The organism is Rhodococcus sp. AQ5-07, assembly GCF_009707305.1.
Classification (GTDB): Bacteria; Actinomycetota; Actinomycetes; order Mycobacteriales; family Mycobacteriaceae; genus Rhodococcus_F; species Rhodococcus_F erythropolis.
On sequence record NZ_CP046099.1, the window covers coordinates 3,304,401 to 3,317,749 of the forward strand.

Genomic DNA, 13,349 nt, shown 5'->3' on the forward strand with positions numbered 1-13,349 from the left:
GGAAGATCCCGGGTGACTTTCGAGCAAGGGCCGCAGTCAGCCCAGCGGTATCCACCACTTCGACGGCGGTGTCGGTGACAACGCGTCGATCCTGCCGCCAGGCATCGGGACCGACACTGTTGTGCCCGCCTCTGCGGCCGACTCGTTGAGGCGAATGATCGGCTCCGACCACGAGTGAAACGCGAGGTTGAAGGTCGCCCAGTGGATCGGGACGAAGACACCGCGCGATCCGTCGCCCTTGTTGAGGTCGATGTGTGTCTGCACTGCCTCTTCCGGATTCATGTGAATGTCCGGCCAGCGCACGTCGTACGCGCCCACGGGGAGAAGCGTCAGATCGAAAGGCCCATAGGTTTCACCCAACTGTTCGAAACGTGATGTGTATCCGCTGTCTCCGCCGAAGAACACCCGGTGCTTCGGACCGGCGAATACCCACGACGCCCACTGCGTCGTGTTCCGGACGAGGCCACGACCGGAGAAGTGACGAGCCTCGGTGCACGTGAGAACCAGGTCGTCGATTTTTGTCGACTCGTCCCAGTCCAATTCCACGATCCGGTTCTCTGGCACCTTCCAGTGCCGCAGGTGAGCCCCGATACCGATCGGAACGACAAACGGAGCGGTCTGGGTGCGAGTCAGAATCTTGACCGTCGCCATGTCGAGGTGGTCGTAATGATCATGCGAGATGACTATCGCATCTACCGTCGGTAGATCAGCCAAGGCCACTGGAGTGGGATGCATCCGTGCGGGACCTACTGTGGCCGAGGGTGATACGCGTTCGCTCCACACCGGATCGGCGAGAACGCGGTAACCGTCGACCTCGACGAGAACACTCGAATGGCCGTACCACGTCACGGCCGCGTCACCCGCTACCGACGGCGCCAGCGGAGTGGCCAACGGAATCGGCTGACGCGGCCGACCCGTCGACCCCCGTGTAGCCATCGACTTGAACATCCCGGCATCGGTGCCCGGAATCAGAGTGCTGCTGGGCTCCGAGTTGTGGAACTGGCGGTCCCGGTATCGCGGGGACATCGCCGCATACGGTTGCACTGTGTTTCGCGACGCCCCGATCTGCGTCGGGATTCCCCATGCGGCTCGCGCCACCCACCCTGTCGCCGCGGCAACAGCCGCAACTCCGAGAACCGTCGTCTTCTTCATTCAGACGAGCGTAGCCACTATCTGTCCCGCGTGCCTGGTGCCTGTTTTCCCTGCAACGAGCTTTACTTTCCCTTGAATACGGGAGGGCGGTTCTCGATGCGGGCGGCGCGGGCTTCCTGGACGTCCTCGCTGAGCCAGGCGGCGTGGAGGGCGTCGAGTTGCTCGGGAGACTGTTCCTCCATGGTGCCGTCGTCGTTGAGAACCATCTTCATGTGCCGCAACGACAGCGGTGCGAGATTGGCGATGCGGTGCGCCCATTCCTGAGCGTCGTCGAGGGTTCCGAGCTTGTTGGCGAGACCGCGCGTGAAAGCTTCCTCGGCGCCGATCTGTTCGATGCCGAGCAGAATGGTACGCGCCGGACCGCCGCCGACCAGCGACGCGAGCCGACGCATGGTCCACTTGTCCACCGAGACTCCGAGGGTGGCCGCGGGGATTCCGAAGCGAGCGGTCGGTGCCACGACGCGCAGATCCGACGCGATGGCCAGCTGGGTACCGGCGCCGATGGCCGGACCGTTGACAGCGGCAATGACGGGGATGGGCGCCGTGTCGATCGACCGGAGCATTTCGAACAAGCGGTCGGTGAAGCCCTCCATGTAGACGTCGCCGGACAGGTCCGCGCCTGCACAGAACGCCGATCCCTCACCGGTGATGACGACAACGTGCGCATGCTCGGCGACTGCCGCGTTCATCGCGTCCCGTATTGCGATGCAGAGTTCGGCGCTGAGCGCATTACGACGCTCGTGACGCTGCAACTCGATGGTCACGACGTTGCCGTCACGGGAGAACCCGATCATGTCCGCTCACTTTCGTTTCTGGAAGGCTCGACACACGGGAGTTCCGAGGCGCCGCTACCGTCCGCATACTTCTCTGCAGCTAAGTTCTGTACATCAGGAGGTTAGATTACCGATGAGTACAGACGACCTTGCCGCACAGCAACCACACCCGGTTGACGTGGTGGTGATCGGCGCGGGACAGGCCGGACTCTCCGCCGCGTACTACCTGCGCAAGTTCGGAATCGAACCCGAATCGGGGTTCGTGGTGCTCGATCATGCGTCCGGTCCGGGCGGAGCGTGGCAGTTCCGCTGGCCGAGCCTGACACTGAGCACCGTCAACGGTGTGCACGACCTCCCGGGAATGTCCTTCGCGGAAACCACCGGTACAGACGCCGAACAAGTGCCTGCATCGGTGGCGGTCCCCCATTACTTCGAACTGTACGAAAAGCAATTCGAACTTCCCGTCCACCGCCCGGTACACACACGGGTGGTGTGTCCGAGGGAAGAGCGACTGCGAATCGAAACCGACCAGGGGGTGTTCGCGGCGCGAGGCTTGATCAACGCGACGGGAACCTGGGAGCGCCCCTTCATCCCCCACTATCGCGGGGCCGAGTCCTTCCGTGGCCGACAACTCCATACGAAGGACTATCGAACCGCTGCGAAGTTCGAAGGCAAACATGTTGTGGTGGTCGGCGGCGGTATCTCGGCCGTCCAACTGCTCGACGAGATCTCACGCGTCACGACCACTACCTGGGTGACGCGGCGCGAACCCGAGTTCCGCGACGAGCCGTTCACGCCGGACATCGGCCGCGCTGCGGTTGCCATGGTCGAAGATCGTGTACGACGCGGCCTGCCACCGGGATCCGTCGTCTCGGTGACCGGCCTCCCCGTGACGCCTGCCATCCGGGCAGCGCGAGAGCGTGGTGTGATGAATCGACTGCCGATGTTCTCCGAAATTCTTCCGAACGGCGTGAAGTGGGCCGACGGTACCGTCGTCGACGCCGATGTCATCTTGTGGTGCACCGGTTTTCGTAGCTCAATCGATCACCTGGCGCCGTTGCACCTGCGCGGACCGGGTGGCGGAATCCCGATGACCGGGCGCCTCGCCACGCAGGTCGAAGCCGACCCTCGCGTGCACCTGGTGGGATACGGACCGTCGTCGTCGACGATCGGAGCCAACCGCGCCGGCCAAGCGGCGGCGCGCGAACTGACCGCGTACCTGGGAATCGGCGAATGAACAGAATACTGATTCCGGGCGAAACCTGCTGGCGCATCGAACCGGCGGACAATCTTGCCTGCATCGTCGACGCCGCTGACTACTTTCATCATGCGAAGTCCGCAATGCTGCAAGCGGAAAAGCGAATCATGTTGATCGGCTGGGACTTCGACACGCGCATCAAACTCGAACCAGGCAAGCAGACGCTCGACGGCCCCAACCGATTGGGAATGTTCCTCCGCTGGCTGGTCCGCGAGAAACCCGACCTCGAAATCCTCGTACTCAAATGGAACATCGGCGCGTTCACCGCAATTGGGCGCGGCATGACTCCCGTCTTCGTGTCCAACTGGCTGACCGACGAGCGCCTTCGGTTCGAGATCGACGGTGCCCACCCGGTTGGTGCGGCGCACCATCAGAAAATCATCGTCATCGACGACGCTCTGGCATTCTGCGGCGGCATCGACATGACGGTGGACCGCTGGGACACCTCGGATCACGTCGACCGCAACGACTACCGGATCACACCGAGCGGAAGACGTTACGGCCCTTGGCATGACGCAACCACGGCGGTCGACGGCAATGCTGCCGCGGCCATCGGCGAATTAGCGCGGGCACGCTGGAAATCCGCAACCGGAGAGGACCTCCCACCGGTCCAGAGCACGGCGACGCCGTGGCCGGTCAATTTGGCTCCCACCTTGCGCGTCGTCGACGTGGCCATCGCCAGAACGCTGCCGGAACTCGGCGAACGCACAGAGGTACGCGAGATCGAGGCGCTCTATCTCGCGGCCATCGCCGGGGCAGAACACACGCTGTACATCGAAAGCCAGTACCTCGCCTCACGCACGCTGGCCGAGGCGATTGCCGCGCGTCTACGTGAGGCCGACGGGCCGGAGATCGTTCTGGTCATTCCGCGCAATGCCGATGGATGGCTCGAACAAAAGGCGATGGACGGGGCACGCCACGACCTGCTGCATTTGCTGTGGTCGGCCGATATCCACGACCGGTTCGGTGCGTTCTATCCCGTGACCTCTTCCGGCGCACCAATTTACGTGCATGCCAAGGTCCTCGTGATGGACGATCGCCTCCTGCGAATCGGGTCGTCGAACCTCAACAACCGTTCGATGGGCTTCGACACCGAGTGCGACATCGCCGTCGAATCCGACGACGACGCAGATGTCGAGTTGCGCGCCTCGATCATCGGATTGAGGCGCCGGCTACTCAGCGAGCACCTCGACGTCACCGAGGAAGAAGTCGACGACGCGTTGGGTGAGCAGTCACTGTTGTCGACGGTTCGCGCTCTCTCGACCTCCGACGCTCGCAGTCTGCGCGAATTCGACCGGAATACAGTCGACGGCGAAGACCACGTGCTCGCTGAAAATGCACTGATGGATCCCGAGCGCACGCCGCCCAGACTGAGCGATCGAATCGAAGGATTGCGCCGCCTGCTCGGCAAACGCTGAGACTCTAGAACACGCGCACGCAGTGCCCGGCTGCCAGCGCGAGTTCGACGAGTGTTGCACCGTGAACACTCGGGACGAGCGCGATGAGAAACGTATCGCTGTCGCTGTCGAGCCAGGCAAGTGAAACGCCCGTCTCGGTGATGTTGTCGCCGACTCGAGCGAGAAGCGATTCGAGTCCGGCAGATCGATCGAAGGTCATGGCAAGACTCTGCGCCCACTCCCACGATCCTGCCGGCGCCGACTTGAGCGCTCTCAGCTGACCGAGAACCTCGGCAGCGTCCTCGTTCCAGTCCACCCAGACCAGGAGTTTTCGGTCGTGCAACGCGTCGACGAGAGCAAACCACGCCAATTCCGGGTGCGGCTTCTCGAGCGTCTGTGAGTACAGCTCGTTCTGTACTTCGACATACCGTTCCGGATAGTCGATCGCGAGAGTCACACGGTCGATGACGACAGTGCTGTCAGGGGCGAGCAGTTCGGCGATCGCGCGCAACGCGTCGCGAGCAGGTCCACCCACTATGGCTCCAAGGTTCGATTCGGTCATCGGTGCGGTTTCCACAGTCTGACATGCGAGTGCGCCTCGTTCGGACGTGTCCTCGATGTCAGGTCCTGAGGCGGATCCCTCCGGAGATTCCCGCGCGCCGCACATCAACGAGTCGACGAGTTACCGAATCGAACAACCCGGCTATCCCATTCGCCGCACTTGTCCGTTTACCCTTTCACCTGGCCTTACAATCCGGATATAGTCGTCGGCGATCCATGAAGCAACTGGGATGTAGCGAGCCAGCGAACAGTCTGTTACCGTTCAGCTAACTACCCCTTCTGGTCAAACCGGATTGAAGGGGTTCGGGCAATGACCCACGGGGGGTTGACGTGAAGGGGCCATGTTCCGCATGAAACACGATTCACACACGACAACCTCTTGGTGGTCGATCGGCGAATGGCGCCTGGGTTGGAAGGTCATCGCCGTTCTGGCATTGCCGATGATCGTCGCCGTCGTCCTCGGCGCACTTCGAGTTCAGACAGAACTCGAAGAAGCCGCACAGCTGAGTTCCTCGTCCGAGCGTGCCCTCGCAGTGCCCGCGGCGATCAACCTCGAATCCGCACTGTACGAACTCGCCGAAGCCGCATCGGCACGCACTGACACCGGCCCGGCAACACAAGCAGTTTCGGACGCAATGGACCAACTGGTAGACGCCGCGCGCGCGTTCCAGTCCGACGGCGACCTCAACGACCAAGTGACTTCGGCGCTCGCCGAGAGCCGTTCCATCACCGAGGAGATCGCCGCCGGCGCGGTGGCTCCCGCACGCTTGGTTTCGCGGGTCGGCGAAGTCTCGCGCGCACTCTCGAGCACCTTCACCAGCGTCGTCGAGCATTCTCAACGCCCTGTCCTGCGCAAACAAGGTGGTCGACTCTCCGCACTCTGGGAAGCGCGACGAGCGCTGGCCGAACAACGAATCCTCTTCGGCTCCGGTGATCCGGACCAGCAAGCTCGTACGTCGATGGTCAGTGCTGCCGGTGCCGAACTGGTCGCTCTGAACAACATTCTGGCCATCGACGGGAGTAACGACACCGTCCAGACCCTCAGCAACTCTGCTCAGAACCGGATCAACGCCCTCGGATCGACTCCTTCGACCTCTCCTCTGGGGAGCCGCGTCGGCGCCGATCTGAAATCCGGAAACGACCAGTACAACAGCCTGACCGACACCACCGTCACCGAGTTCGGCGACACCGTCACCGCCGAATCCAATGCAGCACGAACCGCAGCACTCCGTGACACTGCAATCGTGCTCGGCGCGGTCCTGCTGGCACTGGCCATCGCCCTCGTCATCAGCCGATCGCTCATCGATCCGATCCGCCGGTTGCGATTTGCCGCATTGCAGGCCGCACGACGCGGACTCCCCGACGCGATCGAACGAATTCGCGCAGGTGCCAGTACCGACGAACTCGACTTCGCCCGTGTCCCGATCCGCACCCACGAGGAAATCGGCGAGCTTGCACGCGCGGTGGACGACATGCACGGTCAGGCCATCACGCTTGCCGGCGAGCAGGCCACCCTGCGGCGCCAGGTCAACGACATGTTCGAAACGCTGTCGCGGCGTAACAAGTCCCTCGTCGACCAGCAACTCGGTTTGATCGAACAGTTGGAGCAGGACGAAGACGACCCGCGTCGCCTCGAGAATCTGTTCCGGCTCGACCACATCGCCGCGAGAATGCGTCGAAACGGCGACAACTTGCTGGTTCTCGCCGGAACCGATGTACGCCGCGCCAGGACCGCCCCCGTCGCTCTCGGCGATACCCTTCGCGCCGCGGTATCAGGAGTCGAGGAGTATCGACGCGTCGAACTCGGGCAGATCCCGCCCGGAGTCGTCACCGGTCATGCTGCCCCGGACGTCGTTCACCTCATCGCTGAGCTGCTCGACAATTCTCTGCGGTACTCCCCACCGGAGACCACCGTCTCCATCAACGCTGCCCGCACTATCGACGGCTCCATGATCGTCGAGATCGCAGATCTCGGTATCGGCATGTCGCCTGCCGATATCCTCGATGCCAACGAGCGCCTCGCCGCCGGCGGCGAGATGAGCGCGGATACAGCGCGTCGCATGGGTTTGTTCGTCGTGAGCCGAATCAGCCGTCGCTACAACATCTCTGTGCGCCTGCGCCCGACGGCAACGTCATCGACGCACAGCGGCATCACCGCAACGGTGCTCCTACCGACGTCGATACTCGATTCGTCTCGGGGACCCGAGATCCGCACGCCGCGAACCGGACCCGTTCCCACGCTCGATCGGACTCCCCCTCCCACACCGCCTGCACCGTCATGGTCACAGCCCGTCCCGACCGACTCCGCACCCCCGCGGCCTGCGACCAGAAGTTTCGCTGATCTCCCGCGTCGAACGCCCGGTAACAGTACCGATCGGACCGAGACGTTCGCCCCGATCACACCGCAATCCACTCCTACGGCAACAGCGCCTTCGGGATTGCCACGTCGCACTCCGGGCACAAGTGGAGTACCGGCAGTCAGCACCTCGACTCCGACCACTGCTGCACCCGCCACCTCGGTGTCGTCCTTCGCTCCTCTGCCCGATCCCGAAGGCGCAAGCACATCGACGTCCCTTCCCGTTCGTACTCCGTCGCCGGAATTCACCTCGCCGGCACAGGGTCCCGAGATCCCGGTGGGTCCACAACCGTCGACAACCCCGCCGCCGCGGCACCGGCTCTCAGCCCCGACGCCGACAAATACTGCGGCATTCTTCTCCTCACGCACCCGTGACGGGCTCTCTGCTCGCTCATCGGCGAGGGCTGACGGCGCGGGCGACGGCAACTCGAACGGCGTAGCCTCTGCTCCGACCACGATGCCGATTTTCGCCCGGATGGTGTCGGAGTGGCTCGTGGATCCGACGGCGGAGACTTCAGCGGCTTCCACCGGCAGTTCGTGGACCACCGACGCGGATCAAGGCTGGCTGGCCGCTCGGACCTCGTTCGAGATGCCGGTCACCAAGATCGCCGATTCCGGTCTGCCCATTCGAGACCGCGGAGCCCGCCTGGTTCCTGGTGCCGTCGGCGGAGGCGGTACGGCGCAGCGCCATGCATCCAATCCGGCGGACGTCCAACGTGGTTGGAGCAGTTACCAATCCGGAGTACAACGAGGGCGTCGGCGCGCCGCCGACCATCAGCCCGATGGCGGACAGTCTTTCGAATCGTCCACGATGTTGCACAACGATGAAGGAGAACAGTGAACACTGTCGGAGCCCAAGAGACTCCCCGCGCACTCGACTGGCTGGTTTCGGCTTTTGCCCGAGACGTGCCGGGTGTGAGTCACGCGATCATCGTCTCAGCCGACGGGTTGTTGACCGCCTCGAGCACACACCTTCCGCTCGATCGGGCGGATCAATTGGCCGCTGTCACTTCCGGACTCGCCAGCCTGTCCGCGGGGGCGTCACGCCTCTTCGACGGTGGGGCCGTCATGCAGTCCGTCGTCGAGATGGAGAACGGCTACCTGCTTCTCATGGGCGTCGGTAGCGGCGCTTACCTTGCCGCCCTCGCTGTCGCCGGATGCGACATCGGCCAGATCGGTTACGAAATGGCGACTCTCGTCGATCGCGTCGGGACCACGATGGACATTGCCCCGCGAACGTCGCAGGGTATTTGAGTTCGATGCCTCACCATCAATCCGAGTACGACGACGCCGAACCCAGCTTGGTCCGGCCGTACGCGCTCACCGAAGGTCGGACCCTGCCGTCCATCGACCTCCCGCTCGAAGCGATCATCGCGACGATCGAGGACGTGGTCTCGAACAATCTTGCACCGCAGGATATTCGTGCATCGATCGTCGCACTCTGCGAGAAGCGGATCTCGATTGCCGAGATCGCTGCCCACCTCGGTGTTCCGATCGGAGTCGTGCGGGTACTGGTTGCCGACCTCGTAGTAGCCGGATCACTGGAAATACATGCCACTCTGCGAAGCGACGCATCTCGAGTCGAGCGACGCGAACTGATCGAAAGGACCCTCAGTGGACTTCGGGCACTCTGACTCATCGTCTCGCGTGAAATCGACAAAAATCGTGATCGCCGGGGGTTTCGGTGTTGGCAAGACAACGCTTGTGGGGACCGTCTCTGAAATCGTCCCCCTTCGCACGGAGGCAATGGTCACCGACGCCAGCGACGGTATCGACAATCTCGGTTCCACTCCCGACAAGAGCACCACGACGGTCGCGATGGACTTCGGGCGCATCACTCTCGCCGACGACCTGGTCCTCTATCTGTTCGGAACCCCGGGACAGCGCCGCTTCTGGTTCATGTGGGACGACTTGATCACCGGTGCGATCGGTGCGGTCATTCTGGTCGACACGCGCCGCCTGGAAGACAGCTTCGCTGCAGTCGACTTCTTCGAGGCGCGAGGGCTCCCGTTCATTGTGGCGGTCAACCGTTTCGACGGCGCACCAATCCATTCGGCGAGCGATCTCCGGCAGGCATTGGCGCTACCCAACCGCGTTCCCATGATCGAGATCGACGCCCGGAACCGCGAATCGGCCAAACGCGCGCTGATCGCCGTCACCGAGTACTCCCTCGAACGACTTGCAGCTGAAGCAGTCGTCTAGATGAATCACCAGATGCGAATCGTCGCCGAAAGGAACTGGCATGTCGGATGAAATGCACCATTTCTCGATGGGAATCTGGCTGCTCGGGCTCGCCTACGTCGTGTCCGTGGTCGGGTCGGTAGTCGGCCTGGCGTGCACCAGGCATTCAGCGTCGGCGACGACAACCGCCACACGCATGCGATGGCTGGCCATGGCTGCCCTGTCGATCGGTGGTGTCGCCATCTGGCTGATGCACTTCATCGCCATGCTCGGCTTCGCAGTCCCCGGCAGTCCCATTCGATACAACCTCGGATGGACCGTGATCTCCGCGATCATCTCAGTAGGTGCTGTTTTTGTCGGTCTGCTGATCATCGGGACCGAATTCCGCTGGACGCGGCTTCTGATCGGCGGCGTGGTGACCGGTCTCGCCGTGAACATCATGCATTACACCGGCATGCGCGCCTTGCGCTTTCAGGGTGAGATCCACTACGACCTGCTCTTCGTTGCATTGTCGGTTCTCATCGCAGTCGTCGCCGGAACCGCTGCACTGTGGTTCACCATGGTGCTCGAGTCCACGATTCTGCGTTTTGTCGCCGGAATCATCATGGGCATCGCCGTCGTCGGTATGCACTACACCGGAATGGCCGCAGTCGAGGTTGTTCACGACGCGGCAGCCCCGGCGCCGCAGGGACTCGAAGTGTTCTCATTCCTCTTCCCCGTCTTCGTTCTCGGCCTGCTGGCGTTGGCAGTTCCGATTGTCGCCGTGCTGACAGCACCCAACCGTGCGACGGCACGGATGGAATCCGCCGCCGACGACCTGGCGTTCGAAGCACGAGAGTTCGCGACCTCGAACTGAGAGGAGTACGGGGCGAGTCGATGTGAATCGACGACGCCCCGTACATTGCGGGGATGGTGGATGCCGTACACAACCCCCAGCCGTCGGCCGACGCGGCACTGGTCGTGATCGGTGGTTTGCCGGCCACCGGCAAATCGACGATCGCGCGGGTGCTTGCTCAGCATCACAAGATCCCCTACGTGCGGATCGATACCATCGAACAGTCGCTGATCCGCAGCGGTATCGCTGATGTATCCGGGACCGCCGGATACATCACCGGGTACGCGCTCGCCGCCGAACAATTGCGACTGGGACTCTCGGTCGTGGTCGAATGCGTCAACCCAGTCGAGGCGACACGAAACGCCTGGTCCGCTACCGCACAACATAATTCGGCGCGCTTGCTCAGTGTCGAAGTCATCTGTTCGGATCCCGACGAGCATCGCAGACGCGCAGAACGGCGAGTCGTCGACATCCCGGATCTTGTACTACCTACGTGGCAGGAAATCCTGGATCGAGACTACGAGCCGTGGACCACGGAACGGCTCGTGCTCGACACCGCAATCATGAACTCCGAGAGCGCAGTACGACGAATAACTGCCAGAATGTTCACCGAATGAGAGCTGCTCACAGGGTGAGAACGAAGAATGCACTGTTCGGATCTTCGCGGTAGTTTCCGAACGGTGGAGACGGGACGAACCCGAATCTCGCATACAGTCGGCGTGCCGGATCGAAGAAGTCCTGTGTGCCGGTCTCCAATTCGAGTTGCCGGTAACCTCGTTGTCTCGACTCGTCCACGACGTGTTGAAGAAGTCGCGTACCCACGCCACGCCCTCGAGCTACCGATGAGGTTCGCATCGACTTGATCTCGCCACCGGTCGACGACCGTTCCTTGAGTGCAACACAACCGAGTAGATCGTCACCTTCGCTCCACAGCGTCCACATGGTCACGGAGCTATCCGTCAGCCCGGTGATGTCCAGCGCGTGAACGCTGTCCGCGGGCGAGGTCGCATGCATGTCGGCGAGATGTTCGGTCAGTAGAGCACGGACCACATCCCGACTCAGGTCGTCAATTTCGATTCGCACGGATCCTCACTGTCCTCTTCGCTTCCGGCAGCATCGAATGAAAGTATGACTGGCCATCACTTCGGCGAAGGCTTGGCCCGCACGTGGATGCGTTCTCCTTGGGGGCCGAACAGACTCAGTACCTCGACCGGGCCGCCGCCGTCACTACCGAACCAATGCGGGTTTCGGGTGTCGAATTCAGCAGCTTCACCCGTACCCATCACGATGTCGTGATCGGCCAACACCAACCGCAACCTCCCCGACAACACGTACAGCCATTCGTAGCCGTCGTGCACTTGCGGGTCGGGGTCCGTCTGGCTTGCCGGGATGGTCATCTTGAATGCCTGCAGCCCACCGGGTTGCCGAGTCAGCGGCAATACCGTTCGCCCACTGACGCTTCGAGGCGCACTCTGGATACGTGGATCGGCGACCTGTGGTGCCGCCACCAGTTGGTCCAACGGCACTTGGTGGGCAAGCGCGATCGGAAGCAGCAACTCCAGACTGGGTCGACGCTCCCCCGCTTCGAGCCTCGACAGGGTGCTCTTCGAAATACCGGTGGACTCGGACAGCGCTGTGAGCGTGACGTTCCTCCGTGTACGAATGCGTTTGAGGCGCGCGCCGATCTGCGAGATGGCGGCATCGATGTGCGGACCGTTGACATTCATGGTGCCGAGTCTGACGACGATTCCCAGAAATGGCAACATTAGTTGCTGATGAACCTCCTCCGCAAGCAATCTGTGCTCATGCGAACACACACTGAAACAGAGATCCTCGACGCCGTGATCGTCGGCGGTGGCGCCGCCGGACTCAGCGCAGCCCTGGTGTTGGGTCGTGCTCGGCGCTCGGTCGCCGTCATCGATTCCGGCAAACCGCGCAACGCACCGGCAGCACACATGCACGGTTTCCTCTCGCGAGACGGCATGGCGCCAAGTGAGTTGCTGGCCGTCGGACGCAGCGAATTACAGACGTACGGAGTCGAATTCAAACGCGACGACGTAGTCGACATCTCCTGGCGCGGTATCGAACCCGGCTTTGTCGTCGAACTGTCGGGAGGCACGACGCTCGAAACCCGTACTGTGCTGGTTGCCACCGGCCTACGGGATTCACTCCCGGAAATACCAGGCATCCAGGAGCTTTGGGGGCAAAGCGTGCTCCATTGCCCGTACTGCCATGCGTACGAGATCAGCGACCAACCGATCGGCGTTCTCGGCGGCGACGCTCGCGAGATGTCACTTCACCAGGCGTTTCTACTCCGACAGTGGTCGTCGGATGTGACGTTCTTCCCCGACAAGATCTCGCTCACCCCCAACGAACGCGCGCGACTGGCTGCCCGAGGAGTGACGGTTGCCGACGGATCGGTATCTGGATTGGTCTGCGAGAAAAGCAAACTGAAAGCCGTCGAACTCGACAACGGCCAACTGGTTGCGCGCTCAGCACTGTTCGTTGCGCCGCGTTTCGTTCCGAACGACGCACATCTGACGCGACTCGGCTGCAAAGCCAGCCCCACGGGATTCGTGGCTGTCGATCATTCCGGCGCCACCAGTGTTCCCGGTATCTGGGGCGCCGGCAACGTCGTCGACCCTCGCGCACAGGTAATCAATGCTGCGGCTGCAGGTTCAACCGCGGCGATCGCAATCAACGGATACCTGGTCGAGCAGGACGTCGACTCGGCTCTTCGCTCGACCGACCCTGAAGGTGGTTTCTCGGCGGCCATGGAGCAGGGCGTCTGCGAGATGAACGGCGGCAGCGCCCTTCACGGCATCTGACCGAAGCG

14 protein-coding genes are annotated in these 13,349 nt (G+C 62.6%); 9 read left to right on the plus strand and 5 right to left on the minus strand.

Translation table 11 applies throughout. From position 1 onward, the window contains the following. Nucleotides 1-36 precede the first annotated feature (36 nt). Both GJB56_RS15155 and GJB56_RS15160 read right to left on the minus strand, forming a co-directional pair. Nucleotides 37-1,152 carry an MBL fold metallo-hydrolase gene (locus tag GJB56_RS15155; protein WP_092763063.1) on the minus strand — a complete coding sequence of 372 codons (1,116 nt, stop codon included), beginning with the start codon at nucleotides 1,150-1,152 and terminating at the stop codon, nucleotides 37-39. A gap of 62 nt (nucleotides 1,153-1,214) precedes the next feature. Next, entirely contained in the window at nucleotides 1,215-1,946 is a 732-nt protein-coding gene (locus tag GJB56_RS15160; RefSeq protein ID WP_019744845.1) for an enoyl-CoA hydratase, read from the minus strand. 112 nt (nucleotides 1,947-2,058) lie between these two features. On the opposite strand from GJB56_RS15160, the gene GJB56_RS15165 reads away from it, so the two are divergent. Together GJB56_RS15165 and GJB56_RS15170 are read left to right on the plus strand one after the other, a co-directional pair. Beyond that, complete coding sequence (locus GJB56_RS15165; protein WP_113683261.1) at nucleotides 2,059-3,162, plus strand: NAD(P)-binding domain-containing protein; 1,104 nt, start codon at nucleotides 2,059-2,061, stop codon at nucleotides 3,160-3,162. After that, complete coding sequence (locus GJB56_RS15170; protein ID WP_060938182.1) at nucleotides 3,159-4,601, plus strand: phospholipase D-like domain-containing protein; 1,443 nt, start codon at nucleotides 3,159-3,161, stop codon at nucleotides 4,599-4,601. Before GJB56_RS15165 ends, GJB56_RS15170 begins: the two co-directional genes overlap by 4 nt. Before the next feature lie 4 nt (nucleotides 4,602-4,605). Here GJB56_RS15170 and GJB56_RS15175 read toward each other — a convergent pair whose 3' ends face one another. Beyond that, on the minus strand, nucleotides 4,606-5,142 hold the full coding sequence (locus GJB56_RS15175) for a DUF6630 family protein (RefSeq protein WP_230090980.1): 537 nt from the start codon (nucleotides 5,140-5,142) through the stop codon (nucleotides 4,606-4,608). 349 nt (nucleotides 5,143-5,491) lie between these two features. Between GJB56_RS15175 and GJB56_RS15180 the strand changes: the two genes are divergently transcribed. Genes GJB56_RS15180 through GJB56_RS15205 form a run of 6 tightly spaced genes read left to right on the plus strand, consistent with a single transcriptional unit; the run spans nucleotide 5,492 to nucleotide 11,130 of the window. Next, the gene (locus tag GJB56_RS15180) at nucleotides 5,492-8,338 is read left to right on the plus strand and encodes a HAMP domain-containing sensor histidine kinase (RefSeq protein WP_230090981.1); all 2,847 of its coding nucleotides are present in this window, start codon (nucleotides 5,492-5,494) and stop codon (nucleotides 8,336-8,338) included. Next, a complete protein-coding gene (locus GJB56_RS15185; RefSeq protein ID WP_003940329.1) occupies nucleotides 8,335-8,751 on the plus strand; it encodes a roadblock/LC7 domain-containing protein in 417 nt (138 codons plus the stop codon). Before GJB56_RS15180 ends, GJB56_RS15185 begins: the two co-directional genes overlap by 4 nt. 5 nt (nucleotides 8,752-8,756) lie before the next feature. Continuing rightward, nucleotides 8,757-9,131 carry a DUF742 domain-containing protein gene (locus GJB56_RS15190; RefSeq protein WP_029255987.1) on the plus strand — a complete coding sequence of 125 codons (375 nt, stop codon included), beginning with the start codon at nucleotides 8,757-8,759 and terminating at the stop codon, nucleotides 9,129-9,131. Further along, a complete protein-coding gene (locus tag GJB56_RS15195) occupies nucleotides 9,112-9,699 on the plus strand; it encodes a GTP-binding protein (RefSeq protein ID WP_003940118.1) in 588 nt (195 codons plus the stop codon). The genes GJB56_RS15190 and GJB56_RS15195 overlap by 20 nt, the downstream gene beginning before the upstream one ends. Nucleotides 9,700-9,739: 40 nt before the next feature. Then, complete coding sequence (locus tag GJB56_RS15200) at nucleotides 9,740-10,534, plus strand: MHYT domain-containing protein (protein WP_019744851.1); 795 nt, start codon at nucleotides 9,740-9,742, stop codon at nucleotides 10,532-10,534. Between the two features lie 53 nt (nucleotides 10,535-10,587). Further along, nucleotides 10,588-11,130 (plus strand): AAA family ATPase, encoded by a 543-nt coding sequence (locus GJB56_RS15205; RefSeq protein ID WP_029255988.1) that lies wholly within the window; start codon nucleotides 10,588-10,590, stop codon nucleotides 11,128-11,130. Between the two features lie 7 nt (nucleotides 11,131-11,137). Here the strand turns inward: GJB56_RS15205 and GJB56_RS15210 are convergent, their stop codons facing one another. After that, nucleotides 11,138-11,596, minus strand: coding sequence for a GNAT family N-acetyltransferase (locus GJB56_RS15210; protein ID WP_019744853.1), 459 nt, complete (start codon nucleotides 11,594-11,596; stop codon nucleotides 11,138-11,140). Nucleotides 11,597-11,652: 56 nt separating this feature from the next. Next, a complete protein-coding gene (locus GJB56_RS15215; RefSeq protein ID WP_113683263.1) occupies nucleotides 11,653-12,279 on the minus strand; it encodes a helix-turn-helix domain-containing protein in 627 nt (208 codons plus the stop codon). 33 nt (nucleotides 12,280-12,312) lie between these two features. Between GJB56_RS15215 and GJB56_RS15220 the strand changes: the two genes are divergently transcribed. Next, on the plus strand, nucleotides 12,313-13,341 hold the full coding sequence (locus tag GJB56_RS15220; protein WP_113683342.1) for an NAD(P)/FAD-dependent oxidoreductase: 1,029 nt from the start codon (nucleotides 12,313-12,315) through the stop codon (nucleotides 13,339-13,341). Nucleotides 13,342-13,349: the final 8 nt, after the last annotated feature.